32 protein-coding genes and 1 pseudogene are annotated in these 26438 nt (G+C 40.7%); 10 read left to right on the top strand and 23 right to left on the bottom strand.

Translation table 11 applies throughout. From position 1 onward, the window contains the following. Positions 1-221 precede the first annotated feature (221 nt). Positions 222-725 carry a type II toxin-antitoxin system HicB family antitoxin gene (locus HGJ98_RS00950; RefSeq protein ID WP_291349121.1) on the top strand — a complete coding sequence of 168 codons (504 nt, stop codon included), beginning with the start codon at positions 222-224 and terminating at the stop codon, positions 723-725. 740 nt (positions 726-1465) lie between these two features. Here HGJ98_RS00950 and pckA read toward each other — a convergent pair. Then, on the bottom strand, positions 1466-3043 hold the full coding sequence (pckA, locus tag HGJ98_RS00945) for a phosphoenolpyruvate carboxykinase (ATP) (protein ID WP_291349120.1): 1578 nt from the start codon (positions 3041-3043) through the stop codon (positions 1466-1468). A 283-nt stretch (positions 3044-3326) separates the two neighbouring features. On the opposite strand from pckA, the gene HGJ98_RS00940 reads away from it, so the two are divergent. Both HGJ98_RS00940 and HGJ98_RS00935 read left to right on the top strand, forming a co-directional pair. After that, positions 3327-3536, top strand: a complete 210-nt coding sequence (locus HGJ98_RS00940; protein ID WP_291349119.1) for a hypothetical protein — start codon at positions 3327-3329, stop codon at positions 3534-3536. Between the two features lie 100 nt (positions 3537-3636). Continuing rightward, positions 3637-3951 carry a hypothetical protein gene (locus HGJ98_RS00935; RefSeq protein ID WP_291349118.1) on the top strand — a complete coding sequence of 105 codons (315 nt, stop codon included), beginning with the start codon at positions 3637-3639 and terminating at the stop codon, positions 3949-3951. Positions 3952-4019: 68 nt separating this feature from the next. Here the strand turns inward: HGJ98_RS00935 and HGJ98_RS00930 are convergent, their stop codons facing one another. Then, positions 4020-4568, bottom strand: coding sequence for a flavodoxin family protein (locus HGJ98_RS00930; RefSeq protein ID WP_291349117.1), 549 nt, complete (start codon positions 4566-4568; stop codon positions 4020-4022). Positions 4569-4954: 386 nt separating this feature from the next. Further along, positions 4955-5167 carry a hypothetical protein gene (locus HGJ98_RS00925; RefSeq protein ID WP_291349116.1) on the bottom strand — a complete coding sequence of 71 codons (213 nt, stop codon included), beginning with the start codon at positions 5165-5167 and terminating at the stop codon, positions 4955-4957. A 218-nt stretch (positions 5168-5385) separates the two neighbouring features. On the opposite strand from HGJ98_RS00925, the gene HGJ98_RS00920 reads away from it, so the two are divergent. Beyond that, positions 5386-6378, top strand: coding sequence for a polyprenyl synthetase family protein (locus tag HGJ98_RS00920; RefSeq protein ID WP_291349115.1), 993 nt, complete (start codon positions 5386-5388; stop codon positions 6376-6378). Between the two features lie 84 nt (positions 6379-6462). Here HGJ98_RS00920 and HGJ98_RS00915 read toward each other — a convergent pair whose 3' ends face one another. Beyond that, positions 6463-7533: a tetraprenyl-beta-curcumene synthase family protein gene (locus HGJ98_RS00915; protein ID WP_291349114.1), complete on the bottom strand. Its 1071-nt coding sequence runs from the start codon at positions 7531-7533 to the stop codon at positions 6463-6465. Between the two features lie 120 nt (positions 7534-7653). On the opposite strand from HGJ98_RS00915, the gene HGJ98_RS00910 reads away from it, so the two are divergent. Beyond that, complete coding sequence (locus tag HGJ98_RS00910) at positions 7654-7866, top strand: hypothetical protein (protein ID WP_291349113.1); 213 nt, start codon at positions 7654-7656, stop codon at positions 7864-7866. A 20-nt stretch (positions 7867-7886) separates the two neighbouring features. Beyond that, positions 7887-8156: a spore coat protein gene (locus HGJ98_RS00905; protein ID WP_291349112.1), complete on the top strand. Its 270-nt coding sequence runs from the start codon at positions 7887-7889 to the stop codon at positions 8154-8156. 62 nt (positions 8157-8218) lie between these two features. On the opposite strand, the gene HGJ98_RS00900 is transcribed toward HGJ98_RS00905, so the two are convergent. From HGJ98_RS00900 to HGJ98_RS00860, 9 genes and pseudogenes are all read right to left on the bottom strand, one after another. After that, positions 8219-8428: a twin-arginine translocase TatA/TatE family subunit gene (locus HGJ98_RS00900; protein WP_291349111.1), complete on the bottom strand. Its 210-nt coding sequence runs from the start codon at positions 8426-8428 to the stop codon at positions 8219-8221. A gap of 212 nt (positions 8429-8640) precedes the next feature. Beyond that, positions 8641-9408: a peptidase gene (locus tag HGJ98_RS00895; protein WP_291349110.1), complete on the bottom strand. Its 768-nt coding sequence runs from the start codon at positions 9406-9408 to the stop codon at positions 8641-8643. 196 nt (positions 9409-9604) lie between these two features. Continuing rightward, positions 9605-9964 carry a NifB/NifX family molybdenum-iron cluster-binding protein gene (locus tag HGJ98_RS00890; RefSeq protein WP_291349109.1) on the bottom strand — a complete coding sequence of 120 codons (360 nt, stop codon included), beginning with the start codon at positions 9962-9964 and terminating at the stop codon, positions 9605-9607. 1 nt (position 9965) lies between these two features. Beyond that, positions 9966-10806, bottom strand: a pseudogene (locus tag HGJ98_RS00885) (P-loop NTPase). A 14-nt stretch (positions 10807-10820) separates the two neighbouring features. Next, entirely contained in the window at positions 10821-11696 is an 876-nt protein-coding gene (locus tag HGJ98_RS00880) for an ATP-binding protein (protein WP_291349108.1), read from the bottom strand. Further along, complete coding sequence (locus tag HGJ98_RS00875) at positions 11674-12531, bottom strand: ATP-binding protein (RefSeq protein WP_291349107.1); 858 nt, start codon at positions 12529-12531, stop codon at positions 11674-11676. Before HGJ98_RS00875 ends, HGJ98_RS00880 begins: the two co-directional genes overlap by 23 nt. Positions 12532-12535: 4 nt before the next feature. Next, entirely contained in the window at positions 12536-12901 is a 366-nt protein-coding gene (locus HGJ98_RS00870) for a NifB/NifX family molybdenum-iron cluster-binding protein (protein WP_291349106.1), read from the bottom strand. After that, positions 12901-13293, bottom strand: a complete 393-nt coding sequence (locus tag HGJ98_RS00865; RefSeq protein WP_291349105.1) for a DUF134 domain-containing protein — start codon at positions 13291-13293, stop codon at positions 12901-12903. Before HGJ98_RS00865 ends, HGJ98_RS00870 begins: the two co-directional genes overlap by 1 nt. 55 nt (positions 13294-13348) lie before the next feature. Further along, on the bottom strand, positions 13349-13552 hold the full coding sequence (locus HGJ98_RS00860) for a DUF5320 domain-containing protein (protein ID WP_291349104.1): 204 nt from the start codon (positions 13550-13552) through the stop codon (positions 13349-13351). 292 nt (positions 13553-13844) lie between these two features. On the opposite strand from HGJ98_RS00860, the gene HGJ98_RS00855 reads away from it, so the two are divergent. The 4 genes from HGJ98_RS00855 (at position 13845) to HGJ98_RS00840 (ending at position 17110) form a co-directional block, all read left to right on the top strand. Continuing rightward, entirely contained in the window at positions 13845-15461 is a 1617-nt protein-coding gene (locus tag HGJ98_RS00855) for a (Fe-S)-binding protein (RefSeq protein ID WP_291349103.1), read from the top strand. A gap of 333 nt (positions 15462-15794) precedes the next feature. After that, positions 15795-16364, top strand: coding sequence for a YeeE/YedE thiosulfate transporter family protein (locus HGJ98_RS00850; RefSeq protein WP_291349102.1), 570 nt, complete (start codon positions 15795-15797; stop codon positions 16362-16364). 9 nt (positions 16365-16373) lie between these two features. After that, positions 16374-16604, top strand: coding sequence for a sulfurtransferase TusA family protein (locus HGJ98_RS00845; protein ID WP_291349101.1), 231 nt, complete (start codon positions 16374-16376; stop codon positions 16602-16604). A 14-nt stretch (positions 16605-16618) separates the two neighbouring features. Next, the gene (locus tag HGJ98_RS00840) at positions 16619-17110 is read left to right on the top strand and encodes a YeeE/YedE thiosulfate transporter family protein (RefSeq protein WP_291349100.1); all 492 of its coding nucleotides are present in this window, start codon (positions 16619-16621) and stop codon (positions 17108-17110) included. A gap of 55 nt (positions 17111-17165) precedes the next feature. Here the strand turns inward: HGJ98_RS00840 and HGJ98_RS00835 are convergent, their stop codons facing one another. From HGJ98_RS00835 to HGJ98_RS00790, 10 genes are all read right to left on the bottom strand, one after another. Then, positions 17166-18068 carry a selenium metabolism-associated LysR family transcriptional regulator gene (locus tag HGJ98_RS00835; RefSeq protein ID WP_291349099.1) on the bottom strand — a complete coding sequence of 301 codons (903 nt, stop codon included), beginning with the start codon at positions 18066-18068 and terminating at the stop codon, positions 17166-17168. Between the two features lie 88 nt (positions 18069-18156). Further along, on the bottom strand, positions 18157-19620 hold the full coding sequence (locus HGJ98_RS00830) for a hypothetical protein (RefSeq protein ID WP_291349098.1): 1464 nt from the start codon (positions 19618-19620) through the stop codon (positions 18157-18159). Positions 19621-19635: 15 nt separating this feature from the next. Then, positions 19636-20091, bottom strand: a complete 456-nt coding sequence (locus HGJ98_RS00825; protein WP_291349097.1) for a hypothetical protein — start codon at positions 20089-20091, stop codon at positions 19636-19638. A gap of 1 nt (position 20092) precedes the next feature. Continuing rightward, positions 20093-20719 carry a cytochrome b N-terminal domain-containing protein gene (locus HGJ98_RS00820; RefSeq protein WP_291349096.1) on the bottom strand — a complete coding sequence of 209 codons (627 nt, stop codon included), beginning with the start codon at positions 20717-20719 and terminating at the stop codon, positions 20093-20095. 91 nt (positions 20720-20810) lie between these two features. Continuing rightward, positions 20811-21236, bottom strand: a complete 426-nt coding sequence (locus HGJ98_RS00815) for a ubiquinol-cytochrome c reductase iron-sulfur subunit (RefSeq protein WP_291349095.1) — start codon at positions 21234-21236, stop codon at positions 20811-20813. A 112-nt stretch (positions 21237-21348) separates the two neighbouring features. Continuing rightward, positions 21349-22212, bottom strand: coding sequence for an NrfD/PsrC family molybdoenzyme membrane anchor subunit (gene nrfD, locus HGJ98_RS00810; RefSeq protein ID WP_291349094.1), 864 nt, complete (start codon positions 22210-22212; stop codon positions 21349-21351). Beyond that, entirely contained in the window at positions 22213-22776 is a 564-nt protein-coding gene (locus tag HGJ98_RS00805) for a 4Fe-4S dicluster domain-containing protein (RefSeq protein WP_291349093.1), read from the bottom strand. Beyond that, a complete protein-coding gene (locus tag HGJ98_RS00800; RefSeq protein ID WP_291349092.1) occupies positions 22769-23347 on the bottom strand; it encodes a molecular chaperone in 579 nt (192 codons plus the stop codon). The genes HGJ98_RS00805 and HGJ98_RS00800 overlap by 8 nt, the downstream gene beginning before the upstream one ends. Beyond that, the gene (phsA, locus tag HGJ98_RS00795; RefSeq protein ID WP_291349091.1) at positions 23347-25596 is read right to left on the bottom strand and encodes a thiosulfate reductase PhsA; all 2250 of its coding nucleotides are present in this window, start codon (positions 25594-25596) and stop codon (positions 23347-23349) included. The genes HGJ98_RS00800 and phsA overlap by 1 nt, the downstream gene beginning before the upstream one ends. Before the next feature lie 34 nt (positions 25597-25630). Continuing rightward, entirely contained in the window at positions 25631-26242 is a 612-nt protein-coding gene (locus tag HGJ98_RS00790) for a rhodanese-like domain-containing protein (RefSeq protein WP_291349090.1), read from the bottom strand. Between the last annotated feature and the right edge of the window lie 196 nt (positions 26243-26438).

Genomic DNA, 26438 nt, shown 5'->3' with positions numbered 1-26438 from the left:
ACCTGTAAATAGAGGTATACAATAGTTCAATCAGTTAATGCATAAATGTATACACCTCGATAATGCTCTAATTCTAGCGAAAACTGGCAAATGAGATCATGAAACGGTAGAAACGAAGTATACTGGCACGCAAAAGAATGAGATTAGGTTAGAATAATGGAAGGATTTTACATTAAAGTTCTTGAATTAATAACCAAAATTCTTTTATGGGGAGGTTTATCATGAAAAACTGTACTTTAATTGCTAGCCCAATTAACGAAGAAGGACTTTGGTTAGCCGAAATACTTGAAGTAAAAGGGTGTAAAACTCAGGGGAATGATCTCCTAGAAGTAATCCAAAGGGCAGAAGAATTGAGAGATGCCATTGAAACTATTAATGGACTTCAATTCAACGAAGAGGAGCAGTCAAAAGATGGTCAAGAGGAAAACGACAAGGATGTTATTGGTTATTTCGTATCTCATAAGAATAAAGCTAATGGATCGATTTGCTCCGATATTAGTGAAGTCTTAGGAATGATTGAGGAATTTGATATTGTCACTGACAGAGGGAGTAAGGCATTTAGAAGACACTTAGGGATTCTCATGACACATTTATCACTGGAAATTCCTACTCTTAGCATTGGACCTTGGACTATACAGTGTAAATCTATGAAAAGACAATTAGCAACAGCTCCTAAATGGGATGGGTGGAAAGATAAATGGAATGGCAGTGAGGAAACTGCTTAAGATATCTAATTCCTAAATTTCTAGAACCCTCGAAAAACTAGTGCTTTCTGATCAATATAAAATAGATACGCCCTGAAAGTTTCATACTTTCAGGGCGTTTGTTCTAGATTTCGATTTATGTGACCGTTACGCAACGGAAATCATGTCAACATTTGGGTAGCTAGATGCAGTCCGATCTATTCATATCCCTCGGTATACTCATTTATTGGCAACGCTCTCAGTAAAGAGGGTATCATGCCCACTATAACCAAGATAATTATCAATTTCATCGGCCATCACTCCTTTCGTGCGTTTCTGCAAGTTTATATATTAACTATAAACGAGATATGTTTCATTTTGATGACCTATTTGTGTAGAATTTGTGAAGACTCCTCATTGTTTTGAGTTTTAAGTCTACTACTACTTGAAAGAGTCATATAGCATAACCCGTAGCCCAAAATACTAAAGCAGATGGATGTTAACAAAAAATCGAATCCATTCATATAGACTCCTCCTTCAAAATTCGTCTCATATGATATAACGTATTTAAAGGGCATTTTCTGACGGTCTTTTCTTAAATCGTCAAATGAATTGACGAAAAAACGGGAACGACTTTTTGTCACAACTAAATTGTGACAAAAAGTCGTCCCTCTGTCACGGCACATTAAAACGACGTCATAGTGGCTAGAGAAGAAGTTGTCCACTATGACGTCGTATAGTTATAAAAGGATCGTTAATCTGCTAGGTGTTACGTATCTAGATTATGTAAGATTAGGACCAGCTGAACGAATATCGGATGAGACCTCGTTAAATCTTTCAAAATTCTGGCAGAAGCTTTTCGCTAGTGAGCGTGCAGTGTTATCATAAGCCTCAGGATCTTGCCAAGTATTTCGCGGAGTTAAAACCTCGACAGGTACTCCTGTTACCATTTCAGGAATAAGGATTCCAAAGACGGGATCAGGCTGATAAGAAACCTTTTCTAACTCCCCATTTAATGCGGCAGTTATCATGGCTCTAGTATAGTTTAAATTCATCCGTTTCCCAACTCCATAAGGTCCTCCAGACCAGCCGGTATTGACTAAATATACTTTCGCTTGATGCTCGTCAATGCGTTTTCCCAACATATTCGCATAAACAGCCGGACTTAAAGGTAAAAAGGGTTCCCCAAAGCATGTTGAAAATGTGACTTGAGGTTCTGTGACACCCCGCTCAGTACCCGCAAGCTTTGAGGTGTAGCCAGAAAGAAAATGATACATAGCTTGCTCTTTGGTGAGTTTTGAGATCGGTGGTAATACTCCAAAAGCATCAGCAGTCAAAAAAACAACCACACGGGGGTGGCCGGCTAGACCAGGGATTATCGCATTATCAATATAGTTTACCGGATAACCTGCACGGGTATTTTCGGTAAGCGAATTATCATTGTAATCTGGTGCTTTAGAATCTTTGTCTAAAACGACATTCTCAATGACTGTTCCAAAGCGAATCGCATTCCAGATCTGAGGTTCCTTTTCCTCGGACAGGTTAATGCACTTAGCATAGCAACCCCCTTCAAAATTGAATATACCATTTCCCGACCAACCATGCTCATCATCCCCAATGAGACTGCGCTCAGGATCAGCGGATAGAGTTGTTTTGCCTGTTCCGGATAGCCCGAAGAAAAGCGCTACATCACCCTCCGCCCCGACATTTGCAGAGCAGTGCATAGGTAAAACTTCACGGAAGGGCATTAAGTAATTGAGAACACTAAAAATCGACTTCTTCATTTCTCCAGCGTACTCAGTGCCGCCTAAGATAATGACTTTTTTCTCAAGAGACAGAATAACATAAGCTTCAGAGTTGGTTCCATCTGTTTTAGGATCCGCCGTTAGACCCGGCGTACATATCATCGTAAACTCAGGTTGGTGAACCTCTAATTGCTCAATGGTTGGTTGAATAAACAACTGCTGAACAAAAATATTATGCCAAGCGTACTCATTAATGACTCTGATTGGCATACTATATTTGTCATCCGCTCCAGCGAACCCGTCAAACACGAAATACTCTTTAGTTTCTAAATAGGCTAAAGCCCTTTGATAAAGATTATCAAAGGTTTCAGGGCTGATTGATTTGTTCACGTTTCCCCAAGCAATTTGACTACGAATAGAATCCTCGTCAACAATAAAGCGATCTTTTGGAGAGCGTCCGGTATAGTTTCCAGTAGTGCAACAAAGTGCACCGGTATTGGACAGCACTCCTTCCTGTCGGGCTAAGGCCATTTCTACAAGCTTGCTTACTGGCAAGTTTCTGCCGACAGGAGGTTTTATTGTGAACAGACGATCTATACTGGAACTGGTATCCATCTCTAATTAACCCCCCAGTTTCTTAATTATGTATCACGGTATACCAGCATAAGCAAGCAGAAACCGCATCTATTTTGCTTATTGTATACATTGAACAATTTTTAACTCTATACGTTATATTAACAGAAATAGTCCATCTTTTCCAAGTATTTTTTCTAAGAAAAAGGCGATTTAACGAAAAAGATTGATCAGCTGACTTGGAAGTCTGTCTATTAGAGTTTTTGCAACTCTTAAGCAGGTTTTTTGATCTTTCTATCGAATCTAATATTAGAGGTGATTAATAATGAAGACTCAATATCTGGTTATACCGGTTTCCGGGGAAGATCGTCAACGTCTCAATTATGTGTGTACTAAACTTGGCATTACAATTGAACAATTCTTTAACACTGCGCTTCGTGAAGGGGAAATGGAGATACTTAGTACTGAAGCATTTAAACAAGGTGGTGCTTTTTGGAACAATGAAGAGCACCCTTTTAAAAATGACTCAGAATAAGCAAAAATTCCTTTTACTATATGTAACTTTATACTATAATTGCTTTAGTTGTCCAGAAAATCACATAAGCTAATCGAATGCACTTAAAGGTGGTGAAGGTATGAATGACAATAATAAATCTGACTTAGACCGTTTGACTGAAAGCTTGGAAAAGAGGCAATCTGAAAAACCCCTGGGTATGGTAAGCTTTACTGATTTGTTTACTCCAACGTTTATGTCTACTTACACCCAATTCGCTAACTTTGGTGAACTACTTGTAGCTGGTAAGTTTAAAGTAAATAGTTTAGAGGAATTTATGGCTCTTCTCAATGAAGAGTTCGATAAATTCATTAGCAAAACCACTAAATTCAAAAGCTGGGAAGAGATGCAATCAACGGCTGTCTCTGATTATTTCAAAAGACAAGAAAGTCAGTAGAATACAGTTTCGATATCAAAGCCATCACCTAATCATATTAGAGTGATGGCTTTTTTGTATTATTTCTTTCACTTACGAAGGAAAGCTGTCACCATTTCTTTTGAGGCTTCCTGGATAGTATTGATTTTATATTTCTTATTCTTCTGAGTGACTCCTATAAAGTCATACTTCTCAGCTTTTACTTGGGTGAAGAATCTTTCCATTGAGGTAAGACAGGTGGTTATCCCATTTCCACTCCCCCCTGCAGCTGCAACAGATATAACCAATTTATTTTCAAAGTAGGAATTTTGTTTTTTCAAGGCCTCACAACGTCTCACTCGATCTGTAAAGGCTTTTGCTGATTCACTCATCTCTCCCCAATAAACTGGAGTCACCAGAACAAAGGCATCAATAGTCTCCAAAGAGGTATGTAACGTTTGAAAGTCATCCTTTACTTGACAATAGTGCTCGTTACGACATGGTCCCCAACCATTACCACAAGCTTGGCAGTTGCCAATCTTTTGCTGATTTAGGTTAACCATTAAGACCTTTGCCCCAGCTTGCTCTGCTCCCGTTTTGGCAGCATTTCCGCAGGCGGCTGTTAAACCGTCAATATTAGGACTACTCGTTAAAATCATCACATTCATACATTTCATTCCTTACTTTCCTAATTTCCTCCTATTGTATCAGGAAAGCCTTGTCCCTGAAAAGACCTGAAAGGATCCGAATCAGATTTGAATAGGCTGATCTATATAGTAATTTGCTCTTTAAGATTCCCTCTGGTCAAAAAAATCGAGAATAAATATAATATGCGCTTGCCATACTCCCAGGAATAGCACAAGCAAGAACGTATGCCCAAATTGTCGGTTTAATTATGTCTTTCCATAATGCTTTTAACATATCTTCCACCTTTAACTTTTAACTGTGTATTTTACTGGTTTTAATATTACTTCTTTTGAACACTTAAATAACTCCTGCTCGCGCCCGGCTATGGACACGAGTCGGAGTTATTTATTGTTATGGACTACTTTTCTGAGCTGTTGAGCCCTTCCATTATTCCTTTATTATGAAACACCTCGTTCACCTCTAACGTCAGCATGCCGCCTTTGGCATTCTTGCCTCTGTCATCACTATACTTTGGTGTCTTATCATCATTTACGACACTCACAACCCCGGCTGGCTCCCATGGCTGACGATTTAATTGGGATGCGTGTTCCTTATTATTTTGATTGGTCATTGAATTCGCCTCCTCACTGTTTTAAGTATACTGCTGTTAACTGACACTTACTCTAATAGTTTAGATTTCCCCACTCAAAGAATTATTACTCCTATTACTCAGATGTCACAAAGTTCTTTGAGCTTGGAAATATTTTGAACTTTATGTATCCTATCCTTTCCTTTAAGACATAATATAAAAGCTTTTACTATACTTAATGGGACAGAAGGCGGAATGCAATGAGTATACAAGAACGTTATATCACTCAGGATTCATCAATTCCCAAGCTACAATTTACGGAACTGCTCTTCGTTGAAGATCAGTTGCAGACGGTTCTCCAAAAAGCCGATGGTCTCATTAAAGAAACCTGTATCAGTTTGTTGGAATCCGGCGGTAAAAGAATTAGACCACTCCTAACTCTCTATAGTGGTATGTGCTTTGCTCCCCTAAATCCCTTGATGATTCAAGCGGCAGTGGCGTCAGAACTTATTCATATGGCTTCTTTGATTCATGATGATGTTATTGATGAATCAGAAACTCGGCGTGGAAAACCAACGATTGTCTCTCAATATGGAAACCATGCTGCAATCCTAACTGGGGACTATCTCTTCGCTGAAGCCTTTAACATTCTTTCTAAGCAAAACCTATTAGATAGTATGAACTACTTAGTTGACGCCATCCAAGCTATGTGTCATGGGGAAGTGCATCAAGCAGATGAGCAATTCTCTATTTCAGTTGACAAAGAAACGTATTTTAGCCGAATTGCTAAAAAGACAGGTATTCTTCTTGCTGCCTGTTGTCAATCCGGTGCCATCCTAGCGGGTGCCACGTCAGAAGAACTAAACCGGATGCGAGACTATGGATTGAATCTTGGATACGCCTATCAAATCACCGATGACATCTTAGATATTAATGGGGATGAGAAATCTCTTGGCAAACCAGTGGGAGCTGATTTTGAGAATGGCAACATAACTCTGCCATTGCTTTATCTTTTGGATAAACCGATTTATGGGGACTGGCTTAAGGAAATTATGAAGGTGCGCAAAGTAACCCCTCAAGGCTCTCAAAGCATCAAGGAGGCCCTTATTAGTACCGGATGTATTGAACAAGCTTATCTAACTGCCACACAATGTATCAGTAAGGCCAAATCAAGCTTGGATGCAATTCCTTCAAGTCATTATAAAACGACTCTTTTAAGCCTAGCCGATTTAACCCTACTTCGCAAAGCATGAAATCACCGAAGTTCGTTTGGTCAACCAATTAAGGAACCATTATGGTCTAACTTTCCGTTAACCATAATGGTTCCTTAAGATATTTTAGAGTATATTTCGTATTCTTAATTGACGGCACAACCGATAGAGTAAAGTAACTCCTAATCCGCTATTTTTCAAAAGGTTTTTAACGATAGACTGAATATTAACATCCATACTTTTCTCATCTGACAGATACATTGCTAGAAGCCCTCTAACGACAACCTTATGGAACTGAGGATACGGTAACAGTTCCGCTTGCTGAAGCGAGTTTTCTAAAAATAGGTTTAACCGCTGGTAAATTTTCTCCGGATGATTATAATAAGCTACAAAATTCAGCTGATTAGTCTCACGATCTTCACGGAGATCAATGAAATAGTCCAATAATATGTGTAGACCACATATCCAGGGGAAATATGTTTTTTTAATCATTTTTACTTGATCTATGGTCAACTTAGAATCATAGGCCACTGCATACAAACAGAAAATCCCCAAAGTTGACCCTGTAGCCGCTGCGAATTCCCACTCAGTTATCTCTGAATCGTCAGAAATATAGGGAGCAATCCAGTCCAACATTTTCGATTCCCGTTGTTCTAAGCTTAAGTGTTTATAGGTTTGTAAATGTGAATAAAGTTCGGCTAACTTAATAGCTTCCTCTTGAACCGTTTTATATGAGGGCAACTTGGCGAGGCTATCTTGGCAGGTTTTGACTAATTTTTCAAGATACCCACCATCTTCTCGATAAGGATAATACAAATAATAATCTGAAGGAACTGCCTCAGGATTTAGAGCTTCTTGCATAGCTAAATGCAATTGAGAGAAGGCTTTTTCATCTTGCACTTCAAGGCTATCCACTAGGTTATCTAGATAATCACTCATGGTTTGATAGGCCGTGATGAATCGAATTGCTTCTTCTCGATTTATCCCTGGATAAAGGGCATAAATACTCCCCCCTTGGCAGTGAAAGGCTTTCCAACGAATGCTTTCTAAAGCTTGGTGACATAATCGTGCATCTGGAGCCTGCCTAGCTTTCTCTTTCCAACCGTCTAGTTCTTGTTTTACAAGCGGAAATACCTTAGAGATGTATAGATAAATCAACTTCATGCTATTTATTGGTCTAACATTAGAAGTATTCATAAACTTATTTCTCCTTTATTGGTCTGAATTTATTCTTACCAAAACAATCCACTTCAACCCTCACATACTTCATCTGTTAATTTGACATTCTATAAAAGGGTCAAATATTCCGAGAGGAGAATGAACATGAATAATATGAATCCCGAATTAACGGCCAAAAATTTAACTATCTTGAATGACCAACTTGGTGCGGAAGCATTGCTAGTTCATAAGTTTGCTCAAGCTGCGCAAGCTGTTCAAGATCAAGCGATCAGTGCACAGTTAACTAGTATGTCCCAACAACATCGAAAGCATTACGATACCTTACTCAACTATTTGAACTCCCATCAATAACTATGAAAGGACGGGATTAAATGAACACGCAAAACACCTTAACCGAAGAAGAAATATTAACTGATTTACTGACAATTGAAAAGCATTTTACTTCCACGTATAATACATTCATTACTGAATCCACCTGCGCCAATTTAAGACAAAACCTGAAAGATATTCTAACGGAAGAACAAAGTATTCATGAGAACCTTTACAATGTAATGACTCAAAAAGGTTGGTATCCAACAGCTGATGCTCAAGCTCAGGAAGTTCAAAAAGCCAAAGATAAGTATAATTCCTTACAGGTTTAATATTTAGTTCTTAATATAGTAAAAGACGGAGCAATTAGCTCCGTCTTTATATCTTCTCAATATTACTCTTTTTCAATTTTAACAGTCTTTACTTCTTTAACTTCCTTGGTTTCTGGTTTATCGTCACCGTCGGTGGCAGATTTAAATTCTCTAATTCCTTTACCAAGCGCTTTTCCTAAATCCGGTAGTTTACCTGGACCAAAAATAACGAGAGCTATAACAAGAATAATCCCCGCAGTCATAGGAGTAATCAATCCAAATGTTGTAAACATATTCAGCCACCTCCATTAATAATAAACTGTCTCGTTATATCTACTTTGAACTTTTTTTAAAACCAAGCATTATATCTATCCTACCGCATTCCACGATAACGTGCAATATGTTATGAATGGAAACTATAGAAAACTTTATTGTCTCAAGCTTGAAAGTATGCAACAAATTTGGTGCATTAGATTGGATAAAAAGACCGCGCTGGCAGTCTTTTTTATTCGTTGTCTCTTTCTTTAAAGAGTTTTTCGTATCCAAGATAAAGATTCCAAATAATATCCCACAGTTCTCCATGAGCCTCGGTTACTCTAATTCCTAGTTCTTTAGCTTCTTGCCGTCCAATCGGATATCCGTGGGAAAAGTATCCCTCTGTTAAAGCATTGGTCACAATAGGGACTTTCTCCGGGGTATCTTTCAGCATGTAACGGGATAGTAATGTTTCCGCATATTGTCGAGATGCCTTAATTGTTTTTTCATAGTCTCCGATAAGCCAAGGATCAAGCTTACTAAGCATTGGCGTTGCAACTATGGTAGCAACCTCAGCGTTAGTACTATTGACAATCAAACGCTGAAAAAAATCTAGACAATGCCAAACTGCCTGAACAGGAACTAAGACCTCATTATAAACCGGATGCTTAACCAATGGATCAATAGGACCGAGTTCAGAGATCGGACCCATCACGACTTCATCTGCTCCTAAGACAAGCATTGAAGCGGCTGATTTAGCAACGAACGGAACAATTACTGCGAATTCATCACAAAACTCTCGAATTAGCATTACAACTTTATATGGTGTATCCACCGCTCCCCCATAACTGTGTAAAACTAAGTCAATTTTTTTAGTATGCCCAATTTCTTTTAACTGATTATATAGGGGGACTAAAATAGAATCATCTAAGGGTGTATAAGAAAAATAAACTAAGACCTTAGAATCCCGTAGTTCTTCTAAACGATTGATGCAACAAACCCGTTCCTCTGCTTTCAAACCAGTCCCTCCCAGCCCTTTCCTTGTATTCCATATTATTCTTATTAAGATGTTATTGTGAGTGACTGGGTAATAAAAATCCTCCATGATAAGATTGCTTATCATGGAGGATTCAATTTACTTATATCTTCTTTCGCATTTATTATTTTAATTATAGTTGGTTTCTGCTGCTCACAGATATCAGCTCGTCCATCCTTCAATGTCCGCCACATTCTCCATGGTGCTGATGTTCTTGGCAAACAGAGCCGGTAGTTTTTAGTTTGCCTTGAGAATATAGTTCTGCGGCAGCCCTCGAAAGTCCTTTTGCTCCAGTAATAACTTCTATTCCTTTTTCATTAAATAGTTGGATGGCGCCACCACCCATACCGCCTAAAATAATAACTTTGACTCCTAAGTCGTTTAAGAAGTTAGGTAAAAAGCCAGGCTTATGTCCAGGGTTTGCAATAATGTCACTCTTAACTATTTGATTATTTTGAGTTTCAAAGATACTAAAACTCTGACAATGTCCAAAATGCTCTGTTACGATTCCGTTATCGCTTGCTACTGCTATTTTCATTTTATTTTTCTCCATTTTTTTCAAGAATTCCTGCGAGATAACTAAACCAATCCTTATTAAAGGATTCAATTTGTCCTTGATCGCATGCCGCGGCAATTTGTGGATCAATGGGCAGCTTAGCCAGAACCCCCAAATGGTGCTTCCTAGCTATTTCTTCAATATGGCTGTCACCAAATAGTTTGTATTCCTTGGTACAGTCCGGGCACTTAAAAAACGCCATATTTTCTACCAATCCGATGATGGGTATATTCATCATTTTCGCCATATTAACAGCCTTAGATACAATCATTGAAACAAGCTCTTGAGGGGAAGTTACAATAATTATTCCATCTACAGCTATAGATTGAAATACAGTAAGAGGTACGTCACCAGTGCCTGGCGGCATATCAATAAACATAAAGTCAATATCCTGCCATATTACGTCTGTCCAAAACTGCTTGACTGTGCTTGCAATAATCGGGCCCCTCCAGATAACAGGGTCTGTGTCATTTTTAAGAAGCAAGTTAATCGACATAATATCGATGTTTGTTCTACTTTTAATTGGAAGCAAACCTTGTTCACTTGCAGACACTTTTTGATTAATTCCAAAGGCTTTAGGAATGGACGATCCGGTAACATCGGCATCTAAAATGGCTGTATGATGGCCCCTTCGATTCATTGTAACAGCAAGCAATGAGGTTACCAACGATTTCCCCACTCCACCTTTTCCACTGACTATGGCATATAACCTTTTTAACACTGCTCATTTGGTGTAGTTTTGCGGAAAAGTCAGTTTGTTTCTCTTTTCTTTCAGCGCAATTTTCGCCACAGGCTTTACAATTTTGATCGCACGTTTCACTCATGTGATTCAAACTCCTTACAACGCTAAACTTTCATTAAATAATAGTTTAATTGTTTTATGGAAAACAACCTTGGCTGCACGCCCAGCAGCGCAATCTATCTCGACAATACTCTGACCTTGGTTGATTGCATTAACAGAAGCTGGATCATAGGGTATTCTTCCTACACAAGGTAAATAGATTTTTTGGCAAAAGGACTCAATTTTTTTAGTGTTTTCAAGATTTGTGTCATATTTATTAATGCAAATGGCTTTTCTCGTCTGAAATTTTTCTGCAGTTTTAATGATGCGTTCCATATCGCTAATACCTGAGATAGAAGGTTCTGCAATGATTAAAACCATATCAACGCCGCTGAGGGATGCGATAACTGGGCAACCTATACCCGGTGATCCATCAATGATGGCAAGCCCTGAATCTATGGGTACTGACTTCAACTGCTTTTTCACCTCAGTGACCAGTTTCCCTGACGTACCGCTCCCCATTTTAAGCTCAGCTGTTGAAAACACTGAATCCTTTACATAGAGCATTAACTCTCCTGCTTTGGCAGGTTTTAGTGATACAGCACCTGCCGGACAAACAGCTTCACATACTCCACAACCCTCACAAGCAAAATAGTCAACTTTATAGTCGCTATCCGCCTGAATTGCATCAAACCGGCAGTTTTGTCTGCACAGGTCACATTGCACACATAATGCCAGATCAATGTCCGCCTTGGGCATTCCATAATAATCTGATCGTTTCGCTTCCGATGCCTGATTCATTATCAAATGCAAATTAGGTGCATCCACATCACAATCTGCATAAACTTGAGCATTTGATAATTGAATAAAGGCGCTGGCAATCGTTGTTTTTCCTGTGCCACCCTTGCCACTAAGGATTAGTAACTGTTTCATGCTGCACCTCCTTAGTCACAGTTTGAAGCAGGGAAGAAAATAGGTCTCGATATGTTTGATTTTCTCGAACTGCAATCAACGCATTGGAATTAAGTTTACCAAGCTCCTGGTCAAAGGGAATCCTGCCTAAAATTCGAATATCCTTTTCCAGACAGAATTTTTCTGAAGGATTTTCTCCCTCAAGACACTTATTAAGCACCACACCATGCGGTTTGTTAAACAACTTAACAAGTTCATAAACCATATTAAGATTATGAACACCAAACAAGGTGGGCTCCGCTACTATAATACAATAGTCGGCATCCTTAATACTTTCCATGACGATACAGGCACTTCCAGGGGGGCAATCAATAAAGATAAATTCTTTGCCTAGGGGGAAGTCTTTTAAAAGCTTTTTGATAATAGTAACGCCGGAGGATTCACCAACATTTAATGTCCCTGTTACTACAGTAACATTTTCTGAAACACCACACTGAGCTATTCCAATTAACTTGTCCTTTTCCGACAAGGCTTTCTCTGGGCAAAACACTATACAGCCTCCACAGGAATGACAAACGTCATCAAACACAATTAGCTTGTTGATGATGAAGGCTAAAGCATTAAACTTACAAAAATCAACACATATGCGACATCCACTACAAAGCCTTTCATCTACAATAGGAATTTTAACTGAAATGCCTTCTAATACATAATTCTTTGGCTTTAAAAAAAGATGACCGTTTGGTTCCTCAATATCACAGTCTATATAGATAGACTCCTTTGCCACGGAGGCCAGATTTACAGATACGAGTGTTTTACCTGTGCCACCCTTACCGCTCAGCACAGCTATCTTCATCCTATTATCCTCCATGTCCGTGAAATCCAGGATGAATATCTTCCAGTAAGGATAGCTTCCCATTATTTAAGGCAGCGATATTATCCTTAATAGAAGTGCTAATTGTCTTATATAACTTGATATCGGCTGCCATTAATACTTTGGCAGCATTTTCTCCACATCGAGGAGTAATTAGAGCATGAACCTGGTTGTCAAGAATTGTTTGCGCTGCTTTTATCCCTGCACCACCTTGGCTTGCTACTGCGCTATTATCTAGAAAAATACTTACCTGTGATTCCGTGTCATAAATGAGGTAATAAGGCGTACGCCCAAAGGATTGGCATACACTAGTCTCCATGGATTTGTCATCGACTGGGATTGCAATTTTCATTAGGAATCCTCCTTTTTAAGTTTTTTATTAACTTCAACAGTGTCGCCACTACATCTATGCTTGAGGCACCCTCCGCAATTACAAAACTTTTCCTGACCGTCACAAAGCTGGTAATCTCCTCCCTCTATCCTTAACACTTTCCCGTTCACAAGGGATTCAGCAAGTTTTTTCCTCGCATCATTGTAAATACGCTGAACGGTTGTTCGTGCTATATGCATTTGATCAGCACACTCTTCTTGGGTAAATTCTTCAAAGTCAATGAGCCGTATGGTTTCGTACTCTTCAACTGTCATAATCAAAGAGTGTTCTTGATTAATTGAGGGGTTAAGTGGCCCAAATTGATTGCTTTGGGGCAGGCAGCACACTTTTCTCCATTTTCGTGGTCTTGACATAAACGCTCACCTCAATTTAAAAAAAAGTGACAGAAGGGTCCCTGCCACATAGTATTTATAAGTTTTCTAATTGCTTCTCAATAACGTCGAGTTTGCTTTCTAGCAGCTTTTTTTGTTCTTGTAGTAATTCTTTTTGTGTTTTACTTTGGTTGGAATCTTTAATAAAGTTCTTTCCAGGACCTCTTCGATAACCTGATCCTTGTCCCAGACCCTTCATTGATGCTCGCCCCATTGGACCCGTACCATCTCTTCCAGGCATTTCTAACCCCCCTTAGTTATTGACATATGTCATTAACTAAGGTTAATTATACTCCATTTTGAACATATGTCAATAATGTTTTGTTAACTTTTCAAAGTGTCTATTGCTTAAATTCTCCAACATATATAATTGACATATGTTCGATATCAAGTATAATAAAGAATAATAGGGCATATGTCAATAATAAATTTATCTTATTGTCCAGTCTTAACTCCCACTTCCTAAAGAGGGAGTGTCATAAAATAGGTAGATAATTAAAAGGTTCACTTTTGTGGGAAGAGGAGAGCTGAGTATGATAGATCAAAAGGATTTAAGACCAAAAGACATGGGACGGCCCCATGAGCAACTTATCAGACTTCAACCTGAACAGCTAATGCCTTTATTTCCGCCTTATGATAAACCTGGAATGGAACCTCCATTAACAGATCCTAAGCTTGCCTGGAAAGAAAAATTCTGTACTACGTTAGATGGTTACGTAGGTATTGATACTTTGAATCGACCTAAAACCAAAGAGGAGGAAGATGAATTTGTCCGTAAGTTTCTCAGCGGCCTAGAAAAAAGCTTTTCGGATGCCAACAATGGAGTGCTTCAGCCCTTCTTACTGTCCTTTGAATACTGCGCTAAATGTGATACGTGTTCAGCTGCCTGTCATATCTATGAAGCCTCTGGGAAAAACGAGTTATACCGTCCTATCTTTCGTTCCGAAGTACTGCGAAAAATTGTCAAAAAGCACTTTACCACCAGCGGGAAGCTGCTAGGCGGTTTTGTAGGAGCAGATATTGATGTGAACTGGGAAACCATTGCTCGACTTGGAGAATTAGCCTATCGCTGCAATCTTTGCCGTCGCTGTGCTCAGACCTGCCCCCTTGGCTTAGATAATGCTATTATGACGAAAGAGATTCGCAAGATCTTTAGCCAAGAGATGGGCATTGCTCCACTTCCCCTGCATACTAAAGGGACGGTGCTTCAGCTAAAAACAGGTTCATCTACGGGAGTTTCGAAACCTGCTTTCTTAGATACGATAGAGTTTCTAGAAGAGGATATGGAAGAGAAATATGGTCTAAAAATCAAGTTTCCAATGGATAAAAAAGGTGCGGATATCCTATTGCTGCATAATGCCGGGGAATATATGGCTTGGCCGGAAAACCCTATTGCTTTTGCAATTCTCTTTGAAGAAGCTGGCCTAAACTGGACCCTAAGCAGTGAAATAGCAGGATATGACAATGTAAACTACGGCATCTGGTACGATGATTTTCAAGCAAAAGCCCTTGCCACACTGCAGATGAAGGTAGCCAAGGAATTAGGCGTCAACCGAATCGTAATCGCCGAGTGTGGGCATGCTCATAAGGCCTCAGCTTTAGTAGGGGATCGCCTGGTGAATGCTGACGCAAAAGTCCCCGTCGAGAGTTGTCTCCCTCTTCTTTGGGATTTGATTAAGAGAAGGCGGTTAGTGTTAGATCCGAGTAAAAATAATTTTCCCGTGACACTGCATGATCCTTGCAATTATGTTCGTGGAATGGGAATCGTAGAACCTCAGCGGAAGGTCTTAAAAGCTATTAGTCCTGAGTTTAGAGAAATGACACCTCATGGAGTGGATAATTACTGCTGCGGTGGTGGTGGTGGATTCGCAATTACAAATTCCATAAATTTTTCTGAATGGAGAAACAAGGTAAGCTCTCGCATGAAATTCAACCAGATCCTTGGAGCCTTTCAGGATAGTATGGAGAACACTGCTCTGCCTAAATATGTTTGTGCCCCTTGTTCTAACTGCAAAGGAGCAATTCGGGACATTTTGGAGTATTATGAGGCTACGGATAAATTTAATGTTCAGTATGGTGGTTTAGTCGAACTTATGGTAAATGCCCTTGTGAGTATGAAAAAACCCTTTATGGAGTTCTTAGAAGAGTGAATTGCCTCTTAGTCTTCTCCTCTCTTTTTGGGGAGGAATGGGGATATACATCATGAGAAGCACGTTGGCCTGGACAACCAACGTGCTTCTCATATTGTTTATAAAGCCTTTACTGGAAGAAATTTATAGATCAATTTGTCCTTACACCCTTAGATTATCATCAATATTATGATATTATATTTAGTATCTATATACTATTCTTTATAGTGCTCTCAAGCAGAACTCAATCCGAATTTTCCCAAACTAAATTTTTATAGAAAAGGAGAGGACAATATTAAGAAACGTACTTTTAATTCCCAACGAAATTGGAACATTGGATTCATTGTATTTCTTATGTTGTTAATTACTCTCCTATCCCAAATAAGTTTCCGTCTTACACTAATTCTAGTTCTGGGAACATGTTTGGGTTTTGTCTTGCAAAAATCCCGTTTCTGTCTTGTATCTGCATTACGCGATCCCATATTAATTGGTATGACTCAACTCACTCGAGCCTTTCTTTTGCTTTTAGGAATTAGCATCCTTGGTTTTGCACTAGTTTCTTGGGGAGCTGCGGTGAAAAATATTCCGGTAACCCTTAATGTTTTTCCTATGGGTGTGCATACCGTTGTCGGTGGTCTCTTGTTCGGGATAGGAATGGTGTTAGCAGGCGGCTGTTCCACAGGAATCATAATCCGTGTTGGAGAAGGGTTTGCAATGCAAATGCTCGCTTTTTTTGGTCTAGCAGTCGGCGCAGTTTTAGGAGAGCGATCGTCTGTCAACTGGAGAAATACCTTCGGTGAATGGCCCGGGATTTTTTTGCCGGATATTTTCGGTTGGATTCCAACCCTTATTGTCGAAATAATCGTTTTATTAACCTTATGGCAGATGGCTAGATGGTGGCAAAAAAAACAATTAGGGGAATAGGTGAACGCTATGGCTCGCTTTTCAATTGATATATGGGGAGAAATGTGTCCAATTCCTCTCATTAAAGCAAAAAAAAAGTTGTCGACTATGCAATGCGGTGATATTTTAGTCTTAGAAACTGAACATAGTTGTACCTCAAGAGGTATCGTCGTTTGGGCAAAAGCTAATCGCTATAGTATTGAAGAAAAAGAAGTGGCGAATGGAATCTGGCACCTTGAACTGACAAAAACTCATGATTAGAAAGAGTGTATAGCATGAAAAAGACTCTACAGACAATCATCCACGGCCCTTGGGCTTATTGGATAGGAGCAATTATTTTAGGACTGCTTAATATACTTGTGCTGATCGTGAGGGGGCAGCCCTGGGGAGTCACTTTAAATATTGAGCTTTGGACTGAATGGATCGCGACTAACCTAGGAATACTTAGCAATCGGGGAATTACGTTAACGGACTTAATGGCTGCCTCGGGAACCTATTTAAACTTCGGTTTGCTGATAGGTGCTTTTTGGGCAACGTTAGCGGCTTCGCAGTTTCGTTTTCGACCAATTCGGGATAAAAAGTTCTTCTTTTCAGCTTTGATTGGTGGATTACTTATGGGATATGGAGCACGAATTGCCTATGGATGTAACGTAGGTGCCCTATTAAACGGAATTGCCTCAAGTTCCCTTACAGGATGGATTTTTGCCGCTGCGGTCTTTGCGGGAACTTGGATAGGTTCAAAACTTCTTCTAAAGTATTTAATGTAAAGAAATTTAGTATAAAGAGACAGCTTGCGCTGTCTCTTTACTGTTATTATTTACATTAACATAGGCAACTTTCCTCAGGGTTGGTAAGGAATTTGATGAATTGCTTCGCCTTGGTAGTAAGGGGTCGACTATTTGAGAAAATAATATTAAAAATCAGAGGCATATCCATATCCATAATCCTTAGAACTTTTAGAGTTCCCGTATACGCCTCTTTCCGAACTGCCAATAAGGGCATAACCGATCCCCCTAAGCCGGCCTCAACAGCTGATTTAATGGCATAGATATTTTTCATTTCAGTAATTACATTTAGCTGATTCACTGAATAGCCATGACGGGCTAAAGCCGTTGCCAAAATCTTACGTGTACCTGATCCGTCTTCTCTCATTATTAACGGTTGTTTTAAGAAGTCTTGAAGAGAAATTGTGTCCCCTTCAGCAGGATGCTGAGGAGGGACAATAAGTACTAATTCATCCGAAGCGACATGAAGAGATTTAAGTGTAGAAGACTCTGTGTCTCCTTCCACAACACCGATATCAACCACATCTGTCATAACCATGTTAAGAACCTCTTCGGCATTGGCGATATTTAAGCAAAGTTCAACCTCTGGGAATTGTTCTTTAAACAAATAGATAGAACATGGAAGAGCAACATTACCAATAGTAGTACTTGCCCCAATCACAACTTGATTGTTTTCATGTTGAAATACGGACTCAATTTGTTGTTCCATCTCATCTTGAAGGTCAAGGATCTTTTGGGCATAGTTATAAAAGACTTCGCCAGCCTTGGTAAGCGTCACACCCTGTGGGGTTCGGGTAAGTAATTGCCCTTGGTAGTATTCTTCTAGATTTTTTACTTGTGTGCTAACAGCCGGTTGACTCATATGCAACAATTTTGCAGCTTTTGAAAAACTTTGTTGGCGGGTTACCATACAAAATATTTTGAGTTGGTTACTATCCAAGCAATTTCACCATCCTCTAAGTTTCTAAGAAGATTAACCTATTAGTATTGTATAGCCAAGCATTAAAGAATTCAATGAGTCAGATATCTCATTCTCCTCCCGAGGAAGGTTTGTCCTTTGAGACATCATGGCATTTGTGACAGTCATCAGAAGACTGTTTATCCGGGTCTTGTTGGCATTGACTGCCTATGACCTGGGGAATATAGAATTTTTCTCCGTTCGTTTTACGATAGCTAAACCATTTACCGTCTTCCTGACGAACGTATTCCAATTCCTCTCCCTTTGCCGTTTTTAGGATTACATCCCCTATTTTGAGGGGAGGAAAGACTGGATTAATGCGAGCTTCCACCCAAGCCGTATCAGACTTTTCTGTTACCTTCCACTCGATAGGCTTGCTAACCGTACTTCCATGGCAATCCCGACATTGTATTTTTAAGGCTTTCCATTCTGAGTAGTACATCTCCCCATCCCCCATGGTTTCCTCGCGAGTATGGCAGTCTACACAATCCAGGTTAACTTCGCATTTGGTAAAAACCAATCCGGGAGAATAAACATTTTGCCAGCGGGTCTCAAGACTCTCTTGGTCCGGAGGAGGTGAAGCTTTGACACGGTCTAGATCATGACGAGGCACAAAATCCATAGTATCGACTTTATACTCTCCTTGATTATGACATTGATTACATTGGGTGTAAGGGATTTGCACGGTCAGACGATGGGATATCCCATAACCCGGTTTTGACCTAGGGATTGTGACATCCTTTCCCTCATAGGTGTGTTGTGGGTTGCTTAGAACATGACAGCTCTCACACCCATTAGCCTTAACTTCTTGCCCCGGTAATTCTCCCCCGGTCAGGTGGCAAACTGCCAGACAATTTTGCTGAAATTTTCCTTCCTCCGGACGATGGTTAAAAGGCGCTTGGATATCAGCAGCAGTTTCCCCAGGTTTAAGCAATACCTTAGGCGGGATGTCCAGCCCATACATATACCTAGTCATGGAAAGTTCACCCCCTTTGCTGGCCATAAGAGCTGTGGCCAGTAAATCTGCTTGGTTGTCAGCCTCTTCTCGATTTCCACTATGGCATTGTCCTACTTCCGAGTTACCCCCACAACTAAGGCGGGCCGATTCTAACTGACCCGGATGCCCCCCGCCATACATTCCTTCATGAGCCGTCTTCTCATCCAAAGACAATGGATTTCCTCCGTGACAAGCCGTACAGCCAACGCTGTCGCTGGGGTGCGAAACAGAAATCTCTTCAATTCCTAAATGACAGGTAGTACAACGCTCAATGCGGCCATTTGAGAGACGTATCTCTTGCACAGTTGGCTTTTTTTCCTGCCACTCTTTAATCTCCTGTGCTAAGTTCCTTTTTTGTTCTTCTCCTTGAATCGTGGACATTTTTCCCTGAAGCTCCGCAATCTGAGCCTGAAAGTACTTTGTTTGCCATTCCTGCCAAGGGGAGGAACTGAAGGAGTTCACCGCTAAGAGAATCATTATGAGGCAAACGATAATTGCTAACCCAAGAAGTATTAATAACCTGATTTGCTTGGTCATTTTAGTAATCCTCCTTCACCCCATCAACATGTATAAGAACGTTAACCCGACCCAAACCAAACTTAGGATCAGGAAAATAATCCAGGTCAACCTCCCGCCTAGTTTTTCACTCCACCAAGGCAAAGTTAATAGCACTGCCATAGACAGAAGAGGTAAAACCCAGCCACTTAGCCATGCCGGCCAACGCTGCAATAAATATTGAATGGATCCGAAGACCCAAGGGGCTTTAGATAGGCTGACAGCCGCAGCCTTAGGTGAGGTGTCTAAAGGGACCTCAACTCCGGCAGTTAAGCCAAATAAGAGGCTCAACCAAAGAAAAGTACTTATGTACTCTCTCACTTGTAACTCAATCAGTGGCACTCTTTCTTTGGGAGCTCTCTCCTTGGCCTTTAGAGGCACTTGTGGTCTGTCACTTTCCGTTGGATCCATGTCTTTCACCTCAAGCCCTGTAAGATGTTTTTGTTCGTACACTTTACAAAGGCCTTACTCCGCCGTCACGCCGAATTCGCCAAAAATGAACCATCTGCAGGAAACCAAGGACACCTGGCAATATAAAAACATGCCAGGCGTACATATTTAAGGTACTGCCATTGAAGGACGATGGTTGACCAAAGAATATGGTCGCCAATGCTTGCCCCCCTGGTAATGATGTGAACAAAGCTTGTCCAATAGTAGCCGCAGCCCCGCTTTCTTGTCCTCCCCGGAGTAAGTAACCAGAATAATCCAAGATTACAGTTAAAACAAAAAGTACTACCCCAGTGATCCAATTAAGCTCGCGTAATGGGCGGTAGGCCTTAGACCATACCACCCGTACCATATGCAGGAAAACACTAATCACCATCATCTGGGCTGCCCAAAAATGCAAAGAACGGATGACCCCCCCATAAGGTAGCACAGAATTTAGTTCACTGAGAGAAATAAATGCCTCATCCCCAGGCTGATAAAAGAACAAGAGTAACACACCCGTGATGGTTAAAACTAGAAAGGCTAAAAATGAAAATCCACCCAAACAAAATGTTGCTCTTAACCGTAGAGCACCCGTCATTATTTGGCGAGGACGAATATGTCCCATAAAGGAATTGTTTCCTTGCTTGCCCATCTTATTCTCCCTATATAAACATAATCAGAATAGCTTTTCCCAGATGATTGATAATTAAAACCGGTCACTCCCTAGTTGAACTGACGTCATCCTACATTTTTTGACTAGCAAGATAGAAACCCTCTTTCTCCCTCACTTCCGCCCGAGCCAAGGGACTCACTGCAGGACCCTCTAAAGGCTGTCCCTCCTGGTTAAAACGACTGCCGTGACAGGGACATAGCCACTGAACCTGTTCAGGGTCGTAACTCACCTCACAACCCAAATGGGTACAAGTAGCCCACATCCCTTCCACTCCCTCGTCTCCTTGCCGCAGCCAAAAGCGGGTTTGACCTATTCTTTGCCAATGAAGATTCAATGGCATCTCATGACTGGCAACACGAGCTTTGGCCAGTTGGTTTTCTTTAGCCCTTAAATAGCGACTGACGGGGTAAAGACAACCTAATCCTAGCACTAATAGCGTCTTTCGGCCCAGACTTAGGACTTGCCGCCTGCTGTAAAGGGTTTGCTCAGTTGTCAATAGGTCCACCCCTTTAATAAAACCATGAAGTAAAGAATCTATCCTGATTTATCCCTAAACTGGAGCAAATAAGATTCTCCGCTGTGCTCAGTCTGTTACGTCAATAGTGTCCTTAAAATAATTGTCCAGTATACACAACGAAATATCTCAAACTTAATCCCCCTATGACCACCATGGTACAAACCGGTAGAACCACATTTTTATGGTTTGTGATCCCGTAGAAAGAAATAAGCAAGGGAATTATTAATCCTAAACCAACTACTCCCAACCAAAACAGAACCGCCATACTTCCACTAAAGAATATCGGGTGAACAGATAAGTAAAGAATGGAAATTAAAACTAACTCAAGGATAATGAGAACCATATCAACCTTTTTATAAGCTGTTAGATCTCCGCTATTCCAGGCCCCAATCAAGGTTGCCGCTAAGCCAGTCGAGGTTGCAGACACTAAAAATAGAATCGGTAAGAATGGCACCGAGGTAATGCCCAGAAAGGGTGTGTACCAGAAATCATTCGTTGTAACAGCGGATAACAAGAAGCCAGTGTAAGTCGCTGTACCAATAGAAAATAGAATCCCTAGGCCAGCCACTGGTTTGCGGAAGGTTTGAAGGTCTCGTTTTTGTGCTGATCCACCTAACCATATAAGATACCCATAAACGACAGCCAAAGCTGTGAAACCTGAGACGATAAAGACGCCGATTGACATAACAGATCCCATATTTACATGAAGAAGTAGTTTCCAAAAACTTAAGGGACGACCTAAGTCAACAACCAATAAACCCAAACCGATTATAATAGTAACAATGGCAATGGAGACCCCGGACCGAATCACCTTGGGATACTGATTTTTGCTAAAAAGATCCGTCAAGGAAGCAGTTAAGAAGGCTCCTCCCGCGATCCCAGCTAAGAATAAATAAAAAGCTATAGGTCCGCCCCATGCGATTTCATTGGTACTCACACCCCAAATGACATCCACTTACCTCACCACCCCTTCATAAATGTAATAAACACGGGGGCTGGTTCCCAATTCAGGTTTACGAACTTCCCCTTTATGCTTTGTTAAGAACTGTGAAGCCTCACTCAAGGGATCATTAAGGTCGCCAAACATTAAAGCACTTCCTACACAAGTCGAAACGCACGCTGGTTTTTCTCCTTTAGAAACCTTTGACTCGTAACAGAACGTGCATTTGTCCACCACACCTGTTTCCTTATTGAGAAAACGAGCATTATAAGGGCAAGCAGCCATACAATACATACAGCCAACACACTTATCAACATCGACTAAGACAACTCCGTCTTCATTGTAGTAAGAAGCTTTTGTCGGGCAAACGCTGACACAGGGTGCCTTTTGGCACATTTGACAAGCTTCCTTAATAAAAAACAGCGAAACATTTGGATACGTACCCTTTAGTTCAGTGGCAGGAGTCTTTGTTCTATACTGTCCTTCTGGAACATTGTTTTCGAACTTACAAGCAACTGTACAAGCTTGACAGCCGATACACTTGGCAAGATTAATGATCATAGTATACTTCTTAGCCAACAAAATCACCTTCTTTCTGTAAATTTAGAAGTCTTACTTCAAGAATCTTGGCAACTTCAGAGTAGACCGGACGACCAGACGTTTTAATCCTAGGCAAAATACACTTTAAAAAAGGTTCTAAATGTTTAGTGCTAAAATCCTTTAATAAATCATCCTGTCCATTTTGGGCTAGCAAGGCACAGAATTCTAATTCCACCGCTAGATGATCGGGAAGCTCTCCACTTTTTTCTCCCATTACATATCCGCACTTAGTGTAGAATCGTTTTACATTGGACGCTTCTTTACCAAGAACAAGACCTTCTTTCCCTAAGTAAACAGAGGCATAAGGAGAGGCTTCAACCATGCCCGTCTCGAAAAGGGGAATATAGTGTTCCCATAAAGCATTGAGACGCTCTTCTCCCGGAGGAAGTTGTTTACAAAAGGCCGTTAATTTCTGAATAGATTCTATTTCGGGAATTACGTCAGACCAGAGATCAATTAACTCTTCTAAATGATTAGAGACATCTTGATTTGGGCGATGAAATATAGCTGCAAAGGACAAGTATAGTTCGGCAACCAAGCTGTTGTCCATCAGGCTTTCCGAACCCTTACAAAGGTTGTCGAGGTAACCGCATTACCTACAATGCCAATTTCATTTGAAATTAAGTTATTACCATTAATACCTTTACCAAAAGCTCTTTTTAATTCGGGCGAAATCCTTCCAAAACCGTGATAACAGAAAACCGAATCTGGCCGAATTCCTTCCGTCATTTTCAACTTGCCCTTTTGTTCATAATTACCAGCAGAGATTACAATGTCATCTCCGTCTTTTAAGTCAAGTTTTCTACAGCTCACTGGATTCATCCACAAGGTATTGGTTGGCATTAATTCATTCAGGATCGGAACATTGGCCGTTCCGGCATTTGTGTGTACAGCTACTTTACCCTGGACAAAACGAAAGGTTCCTTCTTCTGGCTGAGGATGACTAAAATAGTTTGGGACACCCTGTTTTGTTGCTTCTTCTACGTGTTCTGAGAAGATTTCGATCTTTTTACTTGGAGTTGACAAAACGTTATCCAAAGATGCTTTGGAGTCGTTTTCTCGAATATAGAACCCTTTCATCCCTGAGGGAGTCCAAACCCCTATTTCTTTCATTTGCTCGAAGGTTAAGCGAGTTGGCGCTAGTTGTTGATTGATAAAGTCTTCCATATCCTCAAAGCCGAAATAATCTCCCAGACCCATTCTTTCTCCAAGCTCTTTATAAATCTGCCAGTAGGGTTTGGTATCCGGATATACTAGCGGTACAGCAGGTTGTCTTATGACATATTTAGGGGTCAAGCCCGACATATCGAAAATTGGTTCATAACGTTCTAAATAGGTGCATTCCGGTAATATCACATCCGAAAAATAAGCGGTATCCGTCATATAGACATCACAGGTAACCAAAAGATCCAGCTTTTTGAAGGCCTCCAAAACCCTCGGACTGTCAGTAAGCGATATATAGGGATTAAATCGATGCACTAGCCATGCTCGAATAGGATAGGGCTCTTCAGTTAAAATGCTCTCGATAATTTTCCCGACAGCACCATCATAAGCAGGGATGATTTGCCCGGGTGTTCCCTTAACTCCTGTTCCGTCAATTCGTCCCTTAATAGGCGTGGGGAAACCTGGTTGCGCCACGCCCCCCAATCCTTCTGCATTACCAGCTAGATCAGGAAAATTCTTTAAGAAGTTAGCCGGTTTGGTTTTGTAATACCCCCCTGGAACTTCTAAGTTTCCGATCATCATGTTTACGATTAAAATAGCTCGGCGCAGTTGGTAATCATTCGGTGTATAAGCAGTTCGCCAACCAAAGTCTAAAATAGCGTTTGGCTTAGCTGCAGCAAATTCCCTGGTGATCCGTATAATTGTGTCTTTGGAAATGCCTGTCTCTTTTTCTGCCCATTCCGGAGTTTTATCCTTAACCTCTTCAGCCCATTTCTCAAAGCCTTCCGAATAGTGGGTAATAAAGTCTTGATCATAGAGGTTTTCTTCAATCATGATATTAGCCATAGCCATTACAAAAGCTAAATCGGTGGTCCCTTTGATCGGGAGCCATTCTCCTTTTGCGGCAGTTATACTAAAACGCGGATCAAGTACGACCAGTTTAGCCCCTTTACTAAGGGCTTTGGAAACAGCTCTGGTCTGAGCAACATGAATTCCCTCAAACCAGTTTCGGCCGATGGAGATAAGATACTTAGTATTGGCATAATCTGCTTGAATCCCTTCAGTTCCAAAGGTCGTGTCTAAGGCCACGGATCGAGTCATTGGACAGGTTGCTTCATGTGAAAACACATTAGGGGAACCCAAAGCTCTACCAATCGATCGAAAAAACCAATCATGAGGTCCTTTACGACTAGCCAAAGCGATTGCCTCTCCACCAAATTGATCTTTCACATTATACAATTTATCCGTTATATAGGTGTAGGCTTCGTCCCAACTTACCTCTTTGAATTTGCCTTCACCTCGTTCACCCGTCCGAATCATTGGTTTCTTAATCCGTTGGGGGTCATACAGCAATGAGGGACCTGCGTTTCCTCTAGCACAGATTACGCCGCCAAACGCCGTATCATCTGGATGACCCTCGATTTTGCAGACTTTACCGTCTTTGACTTTAACAGCAATTGGGCACTGGTTTCGGCACATTTCACAGGCAGAAAAAACAGTTGCTTCTTCCCCTTCCGCCCTTGTGGCTCCAGCTTTAAGAGGGCTATGTTTACTAAAGGTTCCGAACCCCCCCACCAGTGCCGCCGTAGCGCCTGTTCCATATAGTATACCTTTTAAGAAATTTCTTCGTTTCATGGTTTCCCTCCATTCAGTCACAGCATCATTTACTCTAACAGCCGCCTACCATTTCCTGGACCTCGGGTTTCGGCCCTGCAGTATTGCTCCCGCCAGCATTGGGGTCACCGTTGGGGATATCCGCGCTGCTGCTACCTGCAGAGCTGACAATCCCTCTCCATTGCAGCATGCCTCCATCTAAGACTTTGACTTTGTTTGGGTCATAGCCCTTCTCCACTAGAACATGCCACCCTGATTCTGCACGACTGCCATTAAGATCAATTAATACGATATCTTTTTCCTTGCTGATCTGGTTTAAGGTGTTTTCTAGATTAGCCAAAGGTCTGTTAAGTGCCATCTTGATATGCCCAGTGGCGAATTCTCTGGGTTCCCTAACATCAATTAACTGCCACCCTTTATCATCCTCTAAGGCTGCCTCTAAATCATCGACCGATACGTTAGCTGAAGCCGGTATTGGGTCAGTGGAAGCTTGTACTGGTTGGGATGAATTTTGGTTAACGTTAGTCGCCGGATCTTGCCCCGAATCGACTGTGCCTACCGGTGTCGAGCTATTGCCGCAACCGACTAAAAAAGTCATGCTAAAACTTATTAGCAATAAATAGATAATGGACATACCGACAAATCCGTACTTCGACTTAGTTTTCAACTCTCTTGCCCTCCTCTTAATAACTTTTTCACAAGTCTAACAAGATAATTCTTGCAAAAGAACTACACAATATTATTCTCTAAATATAACTTTTCTCCTGCCATTATCGTTTTATGTACCCATTTCTTAATTTTATAAGTTAATAACCAAATACTATAGGGTTATTTATTATTTTTATAAGTATATAAACAAATTT

This window comes from Desulfosporosinus sp. (assembly GCF_014237355.1).
In the GTDB taxonomy this organism is placed as follows: Bacteria; Bacillota; Desulfitobacteriia; order Desulfitobacteriales; family Desulfitobacteriaceae; genus Desulfosporosinus.
This window is presented reverse-complemented; position numbering and strand designations above follow the sequence as displayed.